The organism is Parasaccharibacter sp. TMW 2.1884 (assembly GCF_023337695.1).
GTDB classification, from domain to species: Bacteria; Pseudomonadota; Alphaproteobacteria; order Acetobacterales; family Acetobacteraceae; genus Bombella; species Bombella apis.
This window is the reverse complement of the sequence record NZ_QORR01000002.1, coordinates 36,304-51,908: the sequence shown is the minus strand read 5'-3', so window position 1 is coordinate 51,908 and position 15,605 is coordinate 36,304. Positions and strand designations below refer to the sequence as shown.

Annotated in this window: 15 protein-coding genes; 11 read left to right on the top strand and 4 right to left on the bottom strand. The window is 58.9% G+C overall.

Features of this window, described 5'->3' with window-relative positions; translation table 11 throughout:
* The first annotated feature begins 70 nt into the window (after positions 1-70).
* Complete coding sequence (locus tag DTI93_RS04500) at positions 71-1,084, top strand: CorA family divalent cation transporter (protein WP_154981076.1); 1,014 nt, start codon at positions 71-73, stop codon at positions 1,082-1,084.
* Positions 1,085-1,376: 292 nt separating this feature from the next.
* A complete protein-coding gene (locus DTI93_RS04495) occupies positions 1,377-2,816 on the top strand; it encodes a catalase (RefSeq protein WP_043559164.1) in 1,440 nt (479 codons plus the stop codon).
* A gap of 94 nt (positions 2,817-2,910) precedes the next feature.
* Here DTI93_RS04495 and DTI93_RS04490 read toward each other — a convergent pair whose 3' ends face one another.
* Positions 2,911-3,546, bottom strand: a complete 636-nt coding sequence (locus DTI93_RS04490) for a hypothetical protein (protein ID WP_043559167.1) — start codon at positions 3,544-3,546, stop codon at positions 2,911-2,913.
* Positions 3,547-3,644: 98 nt separating this feature from the next.
* A complete protein-coding gene (locus tag DTI93_RS04485) occupies positions 3,645-4,346 on the bottom strand; it encodes a pirin family protein (RefSeq protein WP_249079784.1) in 702 nt (233 codons plus the stop codon).
* 143 nt (positions 4,347-4,489) lie between these two features.
* On the opposite strand from DTI93_RS04485, the gene DTI93_RS04480 reads away from it, so the two are divergent.
* Together DTI93_RS04480 and wrbA are read left to right on the top strand one after the other, a co-directional pair.
* Positions 4,490-5,407, top strand: a complete 918-nt coding sequence (locus DTI93_RS04480) for a LysR family transcriptional regulator (RefSeq protein WP_248630719.1) — start codon at positions 4,490-4,492, stop codon at positions 5,405-5,407.
* A gap of 134 nt (positions 5,408-5,541) precedes the next feature.
* The gene (gene wrbA / locus DTI93_RS04475; protein ID WP_043559176.1) at positions 5,542-6,138 is read left to right on the top strand and encodes an NAD(P)H:quinone oxidoreductase; all 597 of its coding nucleotides are present in this window, start codon (positions 5,542-5,544) and stop codon (positions 6,136-6,138) included.
* 96 nt (positions 6,139-6,234) lie between these two features.
* Here wrbA and DTI93_RS04470 read toward each other — a convergent pair whose 3' ends face one another.
* Entirely contained in the window at positions 6,235-7,320 is a 1,086-nt protein-coding gene (locus DTI93_RS04470) for an A/G-specific adenine glycosylase (RefSeq protein ID WP_086441949.1), read from the bottom strand.
* A 137-nt stretch (positions 7,321-7,457) separates the two neighbouring features.
* On the opposite strand from DTI93_RS04470, the gene DTI93_RS04465 reads away from it, so the two are divergent.
* Complete coding sequence (locus DTI93_RS04465) at positions 7,458-7,994, top strand: DUF721 domain-containing protein (protein ID WP_193599754.1); 537 nt, start codon at positions 7,458-7,460, stop codon at positions 7,992-7,994.
* Positions 7,995-8,059: 65 nt separating this feature from the next.
* On the opposite strand, the gene serB is transcribed toward DTI93_RS04465, so the two are convergent.
* Entirely contained in the window at positions 8,060-8,953 is an 894-nt protein-coding gene (gene serB, locus DTI93_RS04460; RefSeq protein ID WP_043559182.1) for a phosphoserine phosphatase SerB, read from the bottom strand.
* Positions 8,954-8,997: 44 nt separating this feature from the next.
* Here serB and miaA point away from each other — a divergent pair, with 44 nt between their 5' ends.
* The 6 genes from miaA to panB all read left to right on the top strand — a co-directional run bounded on the left by miaA (position 8,998) and on the right by panB (position 15,534).
* Positions 8,998-9,981 (top strand): tRNA (adenosine(37)-N6)-dimethylallyltransferase MiaA, encoded by a 984-nt coding sequence (miaA, locus tag DTI93_RS04455; protein WP_249079782.1) that lies wholly within the window; start codon positions 8,998-9,000, stop codon positions 9,979-9,981.
* A 39-nt stretch (positions 9,982-10,020) separates the two neighbouring features.
* Positions 10,021-11,799 carry a biosynthetic-type acetolactate synthase large subunit gene (gene ilvB / locus DTI93_RS04450; RefSeq protein WP_249079780.1) on the top strand — a complete coding sequence of 593 codons (1,779 nt, stop codon included), beginning with the start codon at positions 10,021-10,023 and terminating at the stop codon, positions 11,797-11,799.
* Positions 11,800-11,936: 137 nt separating this feature from the next.
* Positions 11,937-12,956 (top strand): ketol-acid reductoisomerase, encoded by a 1,020-nt coding sequence (ilvC, locus tag DTI93_RS04445; RefSeq protein ID WP_043559191.1) that lies wholly within the window; start codon positions 11,937-11,939, stop codon positions 12,954-12,956.
* Between the two features lie 188 nt (positions 12,957-13,144).
* The gene (gene speD / locus DTI93_RS04440; protein ID WP_043559194.1) at positions 13,145-13,624 is read left to right on the top strand and encodes an adenosylmethionine decarboxylase; all 480 of its coding nucleotides are present in this window, start codon (positions 13,145-13,147) and stop codon (positions 13,622-13,624) included.
* 177 nt (positions 13,625-13,801) lie between these two features.
* On the top strand, positions 13,802-14,677 hold the full coding sequence (gene speE, locus DTI93_RS04435; protein ID WP_086441839.1) for a polyamine aminopropyltransferase: 876 nt from the start codon (positions 13,802-13,804) through the stop codon (positions 14,675-14,677).
* 23 nt (positions 14,678-14,700) lie between these two features.
* The gene (gene panB / locus DTI93_RS04430) at positions 14,701-15,534 is read left to right on the top strand and encodes a 3-methyl-2-oxobutanoate hydroxymethyltransferase (protein WP_043559201.1); all 834 of its coding nucleotides are present in this window, start codon (positions 14,701-14,703) and stop codon (positions 15,532-15,534) included.
* Positions 15,535-15,605 lie beyond the last annotated feature (71 nt).

Here is a 15,605-nt window from a genome sequence, read left to right as displayed (position 1 = left end):
TGTGCCCGACAATACTGTTCCGAATTTTCCTTTTACAGTGCTTGACCCGTCCCTGAAGGAGGCCCACCCCATGGCCCGGATCAAGGGGCTTGTCTGGGCTGTCCGTGCCGTGCCGGGGCAGGGGATCATGCCGCTGGATGCCGAGGACGTGCAGCGTATCCTCCAGTCTCCCGGGGAAGAAGGCTATGAGGCGGCGTCCGGAGAGAATGGCTGGTGCTGGCTGCATTTCGATACGGTTCACAGTTCTGCCCGTACCCATGTGGGGCGGCTGCCGGGGATGCCGGAAGATGTGGGGACCATGCTGGCGGAAACGGATTACGGCATTGCCCTTGAAGCTGCCGATGATACGGTCTGGGGGGCTTTGCCCGCCTTTGACGATGCCCTGGCGGAGGAGGACCGGGAGATTTGCGCCTGGCGCTTTGCCATGCGGCAGAATATCCTGATCACGACACGGCGCACGCCCATTCCCGTACTGGGGTCGGCCTACCGGTCTCTCCAGACACAGGGGGTACCCCGCAATCCGGCTGGGGTGATAGACCGTGTCCTGCGGGATTTTACCGGGACGGTCCGCCGTCAGCTGGCCCAGCTTGATGACGAGCTGGACAGGGCGGAAGATGTTCTGCTGGCCATTGTCCACGGGTCCGATCTTGGGCATCTTGGTGGTATCGTGGGTAAGGTGAGGCGCCGTTCGACAGAGCTGCGGCGTGTTGTCATGCCGATCGACCGTGTCCTGCGGGATGAAGACCTCGAGTTGCCGGAATGGGCCGAGGATGACCTGCGGGACCGGGCTGAACGGCAGATTCACGCAGCCCTTGACGATCTCATTGCCTTGCAGGATCGGGCCCGTTCCCTACAGGATGAGCTGGCTTCCAGCCAGGCGGAAGAAACAAACCGCCGTCTGTGCATCGTGTCCATCGTGACGACCCTCATGCTGCCGGCCACGCTGGTCACGGGGTTCTTCGGCATGAATACGGGGGGCATGTTTCTGGCCTCTGGTGGGTTGGGGACCATTTTTGCTGGTGGGCTGTGTGTGGTTGCCATGGCCGTGACCTTCATTTTCATGAAAATGGCCCGACTGTTCTGAGGAAGCTGACTGGTCCTGCTGATGACTGAAATAAACAGGAATACGTTATTGCATATCATTCTCATAAACTGAGGTGATGTCTCTGTTCAATGACATTGATCAAATAGAACTTCACATTATTTTTGAAGAAAGAGGGGATGGACACTGTCCGAAAACCTGCCTACTTTCCCTAATCGAGGGTTGATATCGGACTGGATCAGGACTGTTTATTAGTGAAACAGGATCAATCATTTTCCTTTTCCTCCGGATGTTACCTATTTTCCATGGTCAGATAAAAGGTAGGAGTCCTTGAATGTCTGATAAGAATATCATTCGCACGACCGCTGGTGCCCCTTGGGTCAGCAACCAGGACAGCAAGTCTGCCGGTCCTCGCGGACCGCTTCTGCTGGAAAACTATCAGCTGATAGAGAAGCTCGCTCATCAGAACCGTGAGCGCATCCCGGAGCGTACCGTGCACGCCAAGGGCGTTGGTGCTCATGGAACGCTGACCATCACCAAGGACATCACGAAGTACAGCTGCGCATCCATCTTCTCCGAGGTCGGCAAGAAGACGGACATGTTCCTGCGTGCATCCACCGTGGCCGGTGAGCGTGGTGCTGCCGATGCCGAGCGTGACGTGCGTGGCTGGGCCCTGAAATTCTACACGGATGACGGCAACTGGGACCTGGTGGGCAACAATACCCCGGTCTTCTTCATCCGTGATCCCATCAAGTTCCCGGACTTCATCCATACGCAGAAGCGTCATCCCCGCACAAACCTGCGTTCCGCAACGGCAGCCTGGGACTTCTGGTCCCTCAGCCCGGAGAGCCTGCATCAGGTGACGATCCTGATGTCCGATCGTGGCATCCCCAAGGGCATCCGCAACATGAACGGGTATGGCAGCCACACCTATTCACTGTGGAATGCCAAGGGTGAGCGCTTCTGGGTGAAGTTCCACTTCAAGACCCAGCAGGGCCATGAGTTCTATACGACCGAGGAAGCTGCTGAGGTCGTGGCCAAAACTCGTGAGTCCACCCAGGAAGACCTGTACGAGAACATCGAGAAGGGGAACTTCCCCAAATGGACGTTCTACATCCAGGTGATGGAAGAGGAAGAGGCCGAGCGCGTCAACTTCAACCCGTTTGACGTGACCAAGGTCTGGTCCCACAAGGACTATCCGCTGATCGAAGTCGGTGAGCTGGAGCTGAACCGCAACCCGGATGATTATTTCTCCGAGGTTGAGCAGGCTTCCTTCTCCCCGTCCAACATCGTGCCGGGCATCGGTTTCTCTCCGGACAAGATGCTTCAGGGCCGTATCTTCGCCTATGCGGATGCTCACCGCTACCGTGTCGGCACACATTACGAGTCCCTGCCGATCAACCGTCCGAAGTTCAAGGTGAAGAACTATCATCTTGATGGTGCCATGCGCTTTGATGAGCCGAAGCGTGGCGATGGCGACTTCTACGAGCCGAACTCCTTCGGTGGTCCGGTTGAAGACAAGGCTGCGATGGAGCCGCCGCTGCGCGTGAGCGGGGACGCCACCTACTACGATCACCGTAGCGATGGTGATGACTTTGCACAGCCGCGTGCTCTGTATCATCTCTTCGATGATGCCCAGAAACAGCGCCTGTACAACAACATTGCCGGTGCCATGGCTGGCGTGCCGCAGAACATCGTCGAGCGTCAGCTGGGTCTCTTCGAAAAGGTTGACCCGGCCTATGCTGAAGGTGTCCGCAAGGCACTGAAGGGCTGAAACCGCTTTTCGCTTCCTCTTCCGGTATGACCGGAAGGGGAACAGTTAAAAGGCTCTCCGGATATCATGCCGGAGAGCCTTTTTTCATGTCGGATCAGTCTGCCCGGCGGAAGGTGAGGTGGTCCTGCCCGAAGGAATGGGAGAGTTCCTGCCCCGGCGGAAGCCTGCCAAGCTGGATGAGCGTCTCCAGATGGTCAGCCAGACATGTCGTGATGGGGCCGAGTGCCAGCCCGTGAGGTTTTTCCGAAAGGAAGGAGGCCGGGCCGATCATCGTGCCATCAGCTGTCCGGACGCTGGCCAGGCCCCGGTCAAAGAGCATGGCAAGTCCGAGCAGGGCCTCACCTGTCAGAGGCAGGAAATACCCCAGTGGGGTCATTTTCGGTGCATCGAAATGAATCTCATGGAGATCGGTGCCAATGCTGATCCAACCCTGGTTGCCATCTACGCAACGCAGGGCGATGCTGTCCTGCAATGTGGAGAAAACGTCAATTTCTGGCAGGGGAAAGGGCAGGGACGCCTGTTTCCTGAAACGGGCCCGGATGGGGGAGGAAGCATAATTGCGCCGTGTCAGGGGGGACTGTAGATGGAGGCTCAACCCTGGTACGGCCCGGGTATCAAAAAGCTGCCGGATGATCCTGTCATTGAGGGTATCATGGCCCAGCATCTGCCCTGTTGCATCCAGCAGCCACAGGGGCGGAGAGGTGGTCTGGTCCGTGTGATCGGTGTTCATGCAATGTGGCTCCCTGCCCGGATTCCCTACAGGCTTATATGTTTCACGGGAAACATGCCAGATGGAACATCCTTCTTTCCGGGCAGGGAGCTGTCAGATCATGATGTCGTATCTACCAGAATGATTTCCGAACCTTCCAGCGCTTCAAGCGTGATGGTGTCTTCCCCTGCAATGGCCGCCCCACTGCGTGCCGTGATGGTCTGCCCATTCAGCAGCAGGGTGCCTTTTGCAGGAACAAGATAACCCAGTCGGCCAGGTGTGAAGGTGTAACCGGCCTGCTGTCCTTTCTGGAGGGAAAGCCCCAGAACACGGGCATCAGTATGGATGGGCAGGGCATCTTTGTCATCGGCATGACCAGACGCCAGAACGGTGAACTGGCCTGTCTGCTCTCCTTTGGGGAAACGCCGTGTCGCCCAGGATGGTCCGTGCCCTTTGTCTGTCGGGATGATCCATATCTGGAATATCTGTGTGGGGATGGGTTCATTGTTGTATTCGCTGTGGAAAATGCCCGTTCCAGCGGACATGACCTGCACATCTCCAGCCTCGGTCCGCCCCGTGTTGCCGAGACTGTCCCGGTGCGTGATGGCGCCTTGGCGGACATAGGTGATGATCTCCATGTCCCGGTGGGGATGGGTGTCAAACCCGGTGCCGGGGGCGATGGTATCATCATTCCAGACACGCAGGCGCCCCCAGCCCATGCGGTCATGATCCAGATAATGGGCGAAAGAGAAATGGTGCCGGGCATCCAGCCACCCATGTGAGGCATGGCCGAGCTGGTCAAAGGGGCGAATATCAATCATGGTGTCATTCCTTGCTGGTTCAGCTCACCCACCATGTAAGGCGTGAAGAGAGCGGATCACACAGGCATGAAAGAAAGACATTCTTTCCATATTTTGCATCATGACCTGTCAGCAGCCAGAGGCTGGCAGGAGGGGACGGAATTATGAAATTGCCGGATTTCGAGGCGTGGGCCATTTTTGCCAGGGTGGCCGAGCATGGGTCTTTCTCGCAGGCTGCCAGGGAACTTCATCTTTCACCCCCCACTGTCTCAAAAGCGATCAGTCGGTTGGAGCAGTCTCTTGGTGTCGCCCTGTTCAGCCGCAATTCCCGGCATATGTCCCTTACACAGACAGGGCAGCTTGCGCTGGAGCGGGCCAATCGCATGTTCATGGAGGCGGAAGCGGCAGAGAATGAGGTGCGGGGTGGCCGTATCCGTCCTTCCGGTCTGATCCGGATGACGGCTCCAACTACCTTCGGGCTTCGGTATGTTTCCGCAGCTCTGCCGTCTTTCCTGAGGGCCTACCCGGAGATTGATATTGCCATCACGTTTACGGACAGTTTCGTGGACCTCGTTTCAGAAGGTTATGATGTGGCGATCCGCATTGCGGCTCTGGAGGATTCGGCGCTCAGGGCCCGCAGGGTATGTACGGTACGACGCCTGCTTGTGGCCTCCCCGGACTATCTGGCCCAGCAGGGTGAGCCTGCCCATCCGCGGGAACTGGAGGGGAGGAAGAGCTTTGTCTATGTCAACGGGGCATCATGCGGGGCCATCCGGCTGATGGAAAAAGCGACAGGGGCAGTCCATACATTGTCCCAGACGGCACGACTCCAGTCCGACAATGCGGAAGGATTCCTGCCAGCGCTGGAGGCCGGGCTTGGCTTCGGACTGATGCCGGATTTCATGGTGAGTGAAGCCATGCAGGAGGGCCGGTTGCAGGAAATGATGCCGGGCTGGAAGGCGGACGACATTGCCCTTTATCTCGTCACATCCGCCACAAAGCTGCGGCCTCAGAGGGTGAGCCTGCTCATGGAGCATCTCATCCGCCAGTTCAGCACACCGCCATGGCGGCTGTCCGACTGAAAGCGGACTGATGAAATCCGAAAAGCATCCTTTCCCGATTTTCTATATCCAGTCTGGAAAGGTGGCGTTACCTCTTGTGAAGGTTTCAGTGTTCCCGGTAGCGGGAAAGACCGACAGATCAAGGATGCATCGTCATGTCAAAAGTACTCGTGCTTTATTATTCATCTTACGGTCACGTGGAGACCATGGCCCACAGCATTGCCGAAGGTGTACGTGCAACGGGCGTAGAGGCCGTTGTGAAGCGTGTGCCAGAGCTGGTGCCAGAGGAGGCTGCCAGAGCGCATCACTTCAAGCTGGAACAGGACGCACCTGTTGCAACGCCGGCTGAGCTGGTCGAGTATGATGGTATCATCATCGGGGCTCCGACCCGTTTCGGGCGTCTGCCGGCACAGATGGCCAATTTCTGGGATCAGACCGGTGGTCTCTGGGCCAAAGGGGAGCTGATCGGCAAGGTGGGGGCTGTCTTCACCTCCACGGCAACCCAGCATGGTGGGCAGGAAACGACACTCTATTCCCTGATGTCCAACCTGCTGCATCATGGCATGGTCATCAGCGGTCTGCCCTACAGTTTCCAGGGGCAGATGCGTAGTGACGAGATCGTAGGTGGCGCTCCTTATGGGGCCACAACCATCGCCAATGGTGACGGTTCCCGCCAGCCGAGCGAGACAGACCTGGAGGGGGCCCGTTTCCTTGGCAGGCATGTGGCCGGACTGGTCAGGAAGCTGTCCTGAGTTTTTCCGAAAGCCTTTATTCACGCACAGAAGAGACGGACATGGGGCCGGGTTGCGGCTCCCATGTCTGTTTTCAGTGTTTCATGTGAAACATGATCAGCCCGGGACAGGCCTGTGCCGGTCGCCAACCAGCAGGCATTTCTTCATCACGCTGGAGAGAACCGCCTCCTTCAGGAAGCGGAACCGGCCATGCTTCGGAGGAATTGGATAATTGCTCTGTGCTGGTATCGTGCAGCCATAGATGCGGACAAGCAGCGTAAAATGGCTGAAGATGTGTTTGACCTCTCCACAATCTTCCCACTGTGCCTGCAAGGGGGCGTAGCGGGTAAAGGCCGTTTCGGCCAGCCGTGCAGGCGAAGGCGTGCTTTGGCTTTCGGACCATGGTGTGCCGGGAAGGTCGTCCGTTCCTCCCAGCAGACCTTCAGGCGGTCGTGAGCGGAGCAGGACACGGCCTTCCGGATCGATGACACGGAAAAGAATGGCATGACGGGTCGGGCGGGCTTTCTTCTTCTGTCGGGCAGGGAGAGCTTCAGCCATGTTGCGGGCTCGGGCGAGGCAACCGTCCCGCCATGGGCACGTCAGACAGGAGGGTGAGCGGGGCGAGCAGAGGCTCGCCCCAAGGTCGAACAGGGCCTGAGCAAAATCGGAAGGGCGGGCCTGTGCTGCCGGATCGTCATTCAGATGGCTGGCAAGACGGGCCAGCAGGGGGCGGGCAGCGGGCAGCGGGTCTTCCACGGCATTGAGGCGGGCCGTGATGCGCTCCACATTGCCATCAACCGGAACGGTCGGAATATTGAAGGCAATGGCGGCAATGGCCCGGGATGTATAGGCCCCGATTCCGGGGAGTGTCTGCAATCCTTCGACCGTACGGGGAAAGGCTCCCAGCTTATGAACGGCCTGAGCACAGGCATGAAGATTTCGTGCCCGTGCGTAATAGCCCAGCCCGGCCCAGAGCTGGAGCACCTCTTCCTGCGGCGCTTCCGCCAGAGCATCAACTGTCGGAAAGCGGGCCAGAAACCGCTGGTAATAGGGAATGACCGTCTGCACGACTGTCTGCTGGAGCATGATCTCGCTCAGCCAGACATGGTACGGGTCCGCCTGCTGTCCGGGTGCGGCACGCCAGGGCAGGGTACGGCGATGATGGTCATACCAATGGAGAAGGAGGGAAGCATCAGGTGTCACGCCGGTGTCTATGACGAAGAAACAGCATCGGGGCAAGGGCTGGCCTTGCTGAAACGTTTCCGTCTGCTCCCGTGATGATGGTATGGAGAGTCCGTACGCAGCATACTGGGATAGGTCGGATGGCAGATGAAACAGGAATGAAAAAAACTGCCCGTTCATCAGCATCGGGGCAGGACCGGAAAGCGGATGGCAAGGGCTGGAGCGATTACCGTCGAGGCAAGGGCCGGATGATCGGGGCCCTGCTGCCCCCCCTGACAAAACCCATTTTCCGCAAGAAATCACCGCTGTTCGTGCGTCTGCTCATGGAGTGGGAGACGCTGGTCGGTCCAGCGCTGGCGGAGGTGAGCGAACCCTGCCGCCTGCGGCCCGGCGTGTTGACCATACGCTGCTGTGGTCCGGCAGCGGTGGAGATGCAGTACGCAGCGCCCCGTCTTCTGGCCAACATCAACACAGCCTGTGGTCTTTATGGAGATGAAGCGCTGAAACAGATCAAGCTGTTACAGGATCGGCCTGTCCAGCGTAAGCCGTCCCACAGGCCCCAGAAGAAATGGAAGGATGCGGCGCCAGTTCCCGTAAATGGTATCGAGGATGCCGGGTTGAAAGAAACGCTGGAGCGTCTTGGTGGGCATATCCGGGCCAAAAAACAGGGGACAAAAAAAGCCCGCCGCTTTTGAGGGCGGCAGGCCATGCCCGTGTCATTGGCCCGAGGCCGAAGACACGGGGACAATGGGAGGATATGTCAGTCGGTCACGATATCGGCAGCCGTGTAGCCCTGCGCAAAGAGGTGCGTCCGCATCCCGGTAAAGTTGACCTGCTGTTCAATCACCTGCCGGACATTCGGCTTGGCGTGATAGGCAATGCCAAGACCTGCTGCCTTGAGCATGGGGATGTCGTTGGCACCATCACCTGTTGTCAGGCTGGCAGAGAGCTTGACGCCCCGCTCGGCACAGATGGTCTCCAGATGTTCTTTCTTGGCATCCGGGCCGAGGATTTTGCCGATCAGCTGGCCGGTGATGATGCCGTCCCTGATCTCAAGCTGGTTGCCGTAATGTTCATCAAAGCCGAGCTTCCTGGCAGCCCGCTCGGTGAACCAGTCGAACCCACCGGAGATGAGGGCCGTGCGTGCGCCATTGGCCTTCATGGTCTGCACCAGCTCCCTGATACCATCAGTGAAAGGCAGATGTTCCAGAACATCCTTCAGCAGGGATTCAGGATGGCCCTTCAGGCCGATGGTGCGCTTGCGGAGGGATTCATCAAACTCCATCTCGCCATTCATGGCACGCTTGGTGATTTCGGCTACATAGTCGCCCGTGCCTGTTGCCTTGGCCAGATCATCCAGCGTTTCGCCATCGAAGATGGTGCTGTCCATGTCGGACACCAGCACGGCTTTGCGGCGGCCACGGGTCTTGGTGAGAATGGCATCAACCTTGTAGGGAGCCAGGGCGGCACGGATTGTTGCAGGCGTGGCATCGCCGGGCCCGGGTGTCGGGCAGAAAATGTCAACGGCCTCGCCTTCGGACAGAACGACCGGCGGCTCACCTTTGACAAGATTGCGGGCAATGTCGATCGCCTCTTTGGGAAGGGTCCCATGGCGGCGATTGGCAACAAGAGTCAGAACACAGGGAAGGGACATGACATCTCTCGCTAAAAGATCAGAAGATATGGCAGGATAGGTGTATGAACTCTTCTGAAAACGCCCTCATTGTGGCGGGACCGACCTGTTCGGGCAAGTCGGCTTTGGCCTTTCATTTGGCAGACCTGTATTGTGGTACGGTCATCAATGCGGATTCCATGCAGGTTTACAGGGAGCTGCGCATCCTCACTGCCCGCCCCGGGGAGGAAGAGGAAGCAGCCATTCCCCATCGTCTTTATGGGGTATTGCCCGCAGCCATACCCGGCAGTGTGGCCTGGTGGCGGGAGCAGGCTCTGGCAGAAATCGCCGCCTGCCGTAGCGCCGGGCGGCTGCCCATCCTCTGTGGTGGCACGGGCATGTATCTCCGTGCCCTGACGGATGGCCTCGTGGAGGTCCCCGACCCCGGAGAAGCAGCCCGGCAGGAGGCCCGGACCCTGCTGGAGGCGATTGGCCCGGAGGCCCTGTACGAAAAGTTGATGCAGGCTGATCCGCAGACGGCCTCCCGTCTTCATCCACAGGATTCCCAGCGTATCAGCCGGGCCTGGGAGGTTCTGGCAGGAACCGGGCGAGGGCTGGCCTCATGGCAGGAGGATAGGGCACTGCCAGCGGCACCCTGCCGCTTCATCTCACTTCAGCTTGATCCCCCCCGGGACGAGCTGCGGGCTTCCATTGTCCGGCGTTTTGATGACATGGTGGCTGCTGGTGCGCTGGATGAGGTGGCGGCCTTGCGGGAGCAGAATCTGCCCGCCAGTCTGCCCGCCATGCGTGCCCATGGTGTGCCGGAGCTGGGACAGGTGCTGGAGGGGCAGTGCAGCCTGGAGGATGCCCGGCTGGCTGCTACCCGTGCCATTGGCCGTTATACCCGTCGGCAGGCTACATGGTTCCGGCACCATAGGCTGAGCCGGGAGGGAGATGGCGAAATAATATTTCAAAGAACCAGTGGAAGAGAGTTCTTTTCGAGTAAAAAAATGCGTGAAATTGAATATTTTATATCATCCAGAATTGACGGACCCGCTCCGGAACGATAGAGCAGAAGCGTTGCGTTAAACGGCGAAAGGACAGACGCCATGCCTGCCAGCGAGACAGCTCCCATGATGGCAACAGGTGCTGAAGTCATTCTGCGTGTTCTTGAGGAAGAAGGCGTGGATGTCATTTTCGGTTATCCCGGCGGTGCGGTCCTTCCCATTTACGATGCTCTCTTCAAACAGAAGAAGATCCGGCACATTCTGGTCCGGCACGAGCAGGCGGCAACCCATGCGGCCGAGGCCTATGCCCGTTCCACCGGCAAGGTCGGTGTGGTGCTGGTGACATCCGGCCCTGGTGCGACCAATGCCGTGACCGGCCTGATGGATGCGAAGATGGATTCCATCCCGCTGGTCTGTCTGGCCGGACAGGTGCCCGTGCCGCTGATCGGCAAGGATGCGTTTCAGGAAGCGGACATGGTGGGCATCACCCGGCCTGCGACCAAGAAGAGTGTTCAGGTGCGGGAGGCCGAGGCTCTGGCCCCAACCATTCGGGAAGCTTTCGCTCTGGCCCGTTCCGGCCGTCCCGGCCCGGTTCTGGTGGACCTGCCCAAGAACATCACGGTGTCCGAGGCTCCCCTGCCGCCCCGTCCAGCGGAAGTGGTAGAGGAAAAGGCGACTCCGGCTCTGGATGCTCAGGCGGTCAGCCAGGCCGTCGAGGCCATGAAGAAGGCCCGCAAGCCTCTGCTTTATGTTGGTGGTGGTGTCATCAATGCCGGGCCGGAGGCGGCAAAGCTGCTGCGCCAGCTGGCAGAGAAGACCGGTTTCCCCGTGACATCCACCCTGATGGGGTTGGGGGCCTATCCGTCTTCCAGTGATCATTTTCTGGGGATGCTGGGCATGCATGGTGCCGTGGAAGCCAACATGGCGGCCCATGACTGCGACGTGCTGGTCGCCTTGGGTGCCCGGTTTGATGACCGGGTGACGGGCCGTGTTGACGGGTTCTCTCCCCATTCCTTCAAGATACAGGCGGACATTGATCCCCGGGAATTCGGCAAGATCATCAAGGTTGATGTGGCTCTGAAGGGGGACCTGAAGGCCACGCTGCACGCTCTTCTGGAAGGCTGGGGAGACAGTGCAGCCCCGGACCTGTCCGGCTGGTGGCAGGAGATCGACCAGTGGCGGGCTGTTGACGGTTTCGGGTTCGAGCAGGACAGGGCCGCCACGGCCACCATCAAGCCGCAATATGCCATCAGCCGCCTGTATGAGCAGGTGAAGGCCAGCGGGCGGGACTGCTTCGTTTCCACCGAGGTGGGGCAGCATCAGATGTGGGCCGCCCAGCATTTCGGGTTTGATGAGCCCAATCACTGGCTGACATCCGGTGGTCTGGGCACGATGGGTTACGGTCTGCCTGCTGCCGTGGGGGCACAGATCGCCCACCCTGACGGGCTGGTGATTGATATTGCCGGCGAGGCATCCACCCTGATGAATATTCAGGAGCTGGGAACCATTGCCCAGTACCGCCTGCCGGTGAAGATATTCATCCTGAACAACCAGTATATGGGCATGGTGCGGCAGTGGCAGGAGCTGGTGCATGATTCCCGTTATTCCCAGTCCTACAGTGCAGCCCTGCCGGATTTCGTGAAGCTGGCGGAATCGTTCGGCATCCGTGGTCTGCGGGTCGAGACGCTGGGCGGGCTGGATGAGGCCATCGAGACCATGCTGACCCATGAGGGACCGGTGCTGGTGGATGTGCATGTGGAGCAGGAAGAATGCTGCTTCCCGATGATCCCGTCCGGGGCCAGCCATGACCAGATGCTTCTGGGGCCGGGGCGTGTTTTCGGTGGGGCCGAGCTGACAGAAGAAGGCAAACGCCTCGTCTGAATGAAGTTTTGCCGGTCATCCTGCTCCTGTTCCGGGGCGGGAAGGCTGGATGGAGTGTTTCATGTCCGGGGAGTGTCTCCCCATCTGGGGCAGGATGATTGAGGGGCCTGCACCCGTTGTGAGGAAGGAAAAAAGTCATGCGTGTTTATTATGATCGTGATGCAGACATCAATCTGATCTGTGAAAAGAAGGTCGCCATCATCGGGTATGGCAGCCAGGGTCATGCCCATGCCAACAACCTGCGTGACAGCGGTGTGAAGGATATCGTTGTGGCGCTGCGCCCGGAATCCAAGGCAAAGGCCAAGGCGGAGGCAGCGGGTTTCCGTGTCGTTACCCCGGCCGAAGCCGCAGCCTGGGCTGATGTCGTGATGATCCTGACACCGGATGAAGGCCAGGCCGCCCTGTACAAGGAACAGCTGGCCCCGAACCTGAAGCCCGGCACGGCTCTGGTGTTTGCTCATGGTCTGGCCATCCATTTCCGTCTGATCGAGCCGAGCCCCGAGATGGACGTGTTCCTGATCGCTCCGAAGGGCCCTGGCCACACTGTGCGTTCTGAATACCAGCGTGGCGGTGGTGTGCCCTGCCTGGTGGCCGTGCATCAGGATGCTTCCGGCCAGGCCAAGGATGTAGCTCTGGCTTACGCTTCCGCTGTTGGCGGCGGCCGTGCTGGCGTGATCGAGACCAGCTTCCGTGAGGAAGTGGAAACAGACCTGTTTGGTGAGCAGGCTGTGCTGTGTGGTGGTACGATCGAGCTGATCAAGGCCGGGTTTGAGACACTGGTGGAAGCAGGCTACGCACCGGAGATGGCCTATTTCGAGTGTCTGCATGAGATGAAGCTGATCGTGGACCTGCTGTATGAGGGCGGCATTTCCAACGTCAACTATTCCATCTCCAATACGGCGGAGTATGGTGAGTATGTCAGCGGGCCGCGCGTTGTGACCCCGGCCGCCAAGGAGGCCATGCGTGAGGTGCTGAAGGACATCCAGAATGGAACCTTCGTGCGCAACTTCATTCTGGAGAACCAGTCCGGTAATGTGGGCTTCAAGGCGTCCCGTGCCCGTGATGAACAGCATCAGATTGAGCAGGTTGGCGCAAAACTGCGTGAGATGATGCCGTGGATCGCCAAGAACAAGCTGGTTGACAAGACCCGCAACTGAGGTCCGATGACCGGTTTTTACGAATGGGGAGGAATTTCCTCCCCATTTTTTATTGTGGCTTCATTTGGGCATTTTCTGTTCAGAAAGAAAGAATAGAGTTGCGTTGAGGGTTATATTCCCCTAGAGGTCAACCCTTCCGCTCCTTCATTGGGGGAGGATGCGGCAATCTGCTGGTTCAGGGGTACGTTATGGACGCACTTGCTCGACTGGGGATGGAATCGGACCTTCCGAGAGATATCCAGAATACTGAGGCAATCGATACAATCGCTGATTGTAAGGACTTTTTCATCAAGCGTGATGGGATCACCTACGCAGGGAACCATCTCCTCATCGATTTCTGGAATGCCAGAAATCTGGATGACCCCGATCAGATTGACGCCACTCTGAGGCGTGCTGCCGAGGCAGCCGGGGCGACCATTCTGCATGGTCATTTCCACCATTTCACACCCAATGGCGGTGTATCTGGTGTGCTGGTACTGGCCGAAAGCCACATTTCCATCCATACATGGCCCGAGCGTCATTTCGCCGCTGTCGACATTTTCATGTGCGGTGTGTGCGATCCCAACATGTCCGTCCCTGTCATGCAGGAGCTGTTTCAGGCAGGACGTGTGGAGATTGATGCTTTCAGGCGTGGACGTGTCAGCTCGACACGGCATACGGGCCGGTAAGCCGGATAGGGAAAGGCCAGGGGTTTTTCCCTCAATTTCCAATGGATTCCATGGAGTGTTCCTGTTCGCTGGCCAGCGTCCATGCTGGAGGGGGAGCAGGGGTAAGGAGCGGCGTCTGTGCCGGCCTCCCCGTGATGGAGGGCGGCAGGCGTCGTTGATTGAAGAAAGGATGCCGCCATGACATCTGGCACGTCTTCCGGGACCTGGTTCAACGAGGCCCTCTATCCCGATTGGGGCCAGCGTTTCAGGGTTGTGAAAGAACTGGCCCACAGGAAGTCCCCGTTTCAGGACATCCGCATTTTCGAGAGCAGCAGCCATGGCCGTGTGCTGGTGCTGGACGGTATCGTGCAGATCACTGAGCGGGATGAGTTCATCTATCAGGAGATGCTGGCTCATGTGCCGCTCTTCATGCATCCGAACCCAAAACGTGTTCTCATCATCGGGGCCGGTGATGGTGGTGTGCTGCGTCGTGTTCTCCAGCACAGGACGGTCGAGAAAGCCGTCATGGTGGAAATTGATGGTGACGTGATCGAACTCTCCAAGCAGCACCTGCCGATGTTTGGCAAGGATGCGTGGAATGACCCGAGGGCTGAGGTCATCGTTGGGGACGGGATCGATTACGTCAAGAAATCTGGTGATGCAGCCTTTGATGTCATCATCGTGGACAGCACGGACCCGATCGGCGTGGGTGATGTGCTTTTCACGGATGATTTCTATGAGAACTGCGCCCGCATCCTTTCGGATGAAGGGATCATCGTCAATCAGTGTGGCGTGCCGTTCCAGCAGGCAGATGAGCTGCGGGAGACAACGGCCCGTCGTGCGAAATTCTTCCCGCATGTCACGGCCTATCTGGCTGCCGTGCCAACCTATGTTGGTGGGTTCATGACACTGGGCATGGCCAAGAAGGGGGCTCCGCCGCACCGTCCGGACGTGGTCGAGCTGGCCCGTCGTGCACAGGGCATTGCGGAAGGTTGCCAGTACTGGACGCCAGAGGTGCATGTTGCCTCTTTCAGCCTGCCCCCCTATATCGCCCAGAACCTCCCTCGTTCATGAGGCCATAGAGAAGGATCCCCACCATGCGCCGGACTACAATCGCAGACTTCCAGACCATGAAGGATGAGGGTCGGCGGATCGCCATGCTCACGGTCTATGATTACGCTTCGGCCCTGATTGCCGAGCAGGCGGGCGTGCCGGTCATTCTGGTGGGGGATTCTCTGGGCATGGTCATGCAGGGGCGGGATACGACCCTGCCCGTGCGTGTGGAGGACATGATCTATCATGCACGGATGGTCCGCCAGGGCAGCCATAAAGCCCTTATTGTGGTCGACCTGCCCTTCCTTTCCTATGCTACCGAGCAGGATGCCGTGGATGCGGCCCGCCGTGTGATGCAGGAGGGTGGTGGACAGGCCCTGAAGCTGGAAGGCGGCCGGGAGATTGCCCCGGTCGTGCGTCGGCTGACGGAAATGGGTGTGCCCGTCATGGGGCATCTGGGTCTGACACCGCAGTCCCAGCATCAGATCGGCCTGCGGGCGCAGGCAAAGCAGGTCGAGGCCGCCCGTAAACTTCTGGATGATGCCCGTGCGCTGGAGGAGGCCGGAGCTTTCGGTATTGTGCTGGAGGTCATTCCCGCCGAGCTGGCCGAGCTGGTTTCCAGAACCCTGACCATTCCGACCATCGGGATCGGAGCCGGGCCGGGTTGTGATGGGCAGGTCCAGGTCTGGCATGACGTGCTGGGTCTTTTCGAAGGCAAATCCCCTCGTCATGCCCATCGGTTTGCTGAAATCGGAGAGCAGATGGTTGGAGCCTTGTCCCATTATGTCCGGCAGGTTGAGGAAGGCTCTTTCCCGACACAGGCACAGAGCGTGAGCATGAAGTCGGATGTACTGGCCAGCCTGAAGGCGGGGGAATGACCAGCTCCCCCAGGTGGGGAACGTGGTGAAGCCTTGCCCGGGCCCGGATTGTCAGACGGGGATGAAGCTGG

Coding starts and splice junctions, on each gene's coding strand:
- DTI93_RS04500 (WP_154981076.1), top strand. CDS start 71: ATGGCCCGGATCAAGGGGCTTGTCTGGGCTGTCCGTGCCGTGCCGGGG.
- DTI93_RS04495 (WP_043559164.1), top strand. CDS start 1,377: ATGTCTGATAAGAATATCATTCGCACGACCGCTGGTGCCCCTTGGGTC.
- DTI93_RS04490 (WP_043559167.1), bottom strand. CDS start 3,546: ATGAACACCGATCACACGGACCAGACCACCTCTCCGCCCCTGTGGCTG.
- DTI93_RS04485 (WP_249079784.1), bottom strand. CDS start 4,346: ATGATTGATATTCGCCCCTTTGACCAGCTCGGCCATGCCTCACATGGG.
- DTI93_RS04480 (WP_248630719.1), top strand. CDS start 4,490: ATGAAATTGCCGGATTTCGAGGCGTGGGCCATTTTTGCCAGGGTGGCC.
- wrbA (WP_043559176.1), top strand. CDS start 5,542: ATGTCAAAAGTACTCGTGCTTTATTATTCATCTTACGGTCACGTGGAG.
- DTI93_RS04465 (WP_193599754.1), top strand. CDS start 7,458: ATGAAAAAAACTGCCCGTTCATCAGCATCGGGGCAGGACCGGAAAGCG.
- serB (WP_043559182.1), bottom strand. CDS start 8,953: ATGTCCCTTCCCTGTGTTCTGACTCTTGTTGCCAATCGCCGCCATGGG.
- miaA (WP_249079782.1), top strand. CDS start 8,998: ATGAACTCTTCTGAAAACGCCCTCATTGTGGCGGGACCGACCTGTTCG.
- ilvB (WP_249079780.1), top strand. CDS start 10,021: ATGCCTGCCAGCGAGACAGCTCCCATGATGGCAACAGGTGCTGAAGTC.
- ilvC (WP_043559191.1), top strand. CDS start 11,937: ATGCGTGTTTATTATGATCGTGATGCAGACATCAATCTGATCTGTGAA.
- speD (WP_043559194.1), top strand. CDS start 13,145: ATGGACGCACTTGCTCGACTGGGGATGGAATCGGACCTTCCGAGAGAT.
- speE (WP_086441839.1), top strand. CDS start 13,802: ATGACATCTGGCACGTCTTCCGGGACCTGGTTCAACGAGGCCCTCTAT.
- panB (WP_043559201.1), top strand. CDS start 14,701: ATGCGCCGGACTACAATCGCAGACTTCCAGACCATGAAGGATGAGGGT.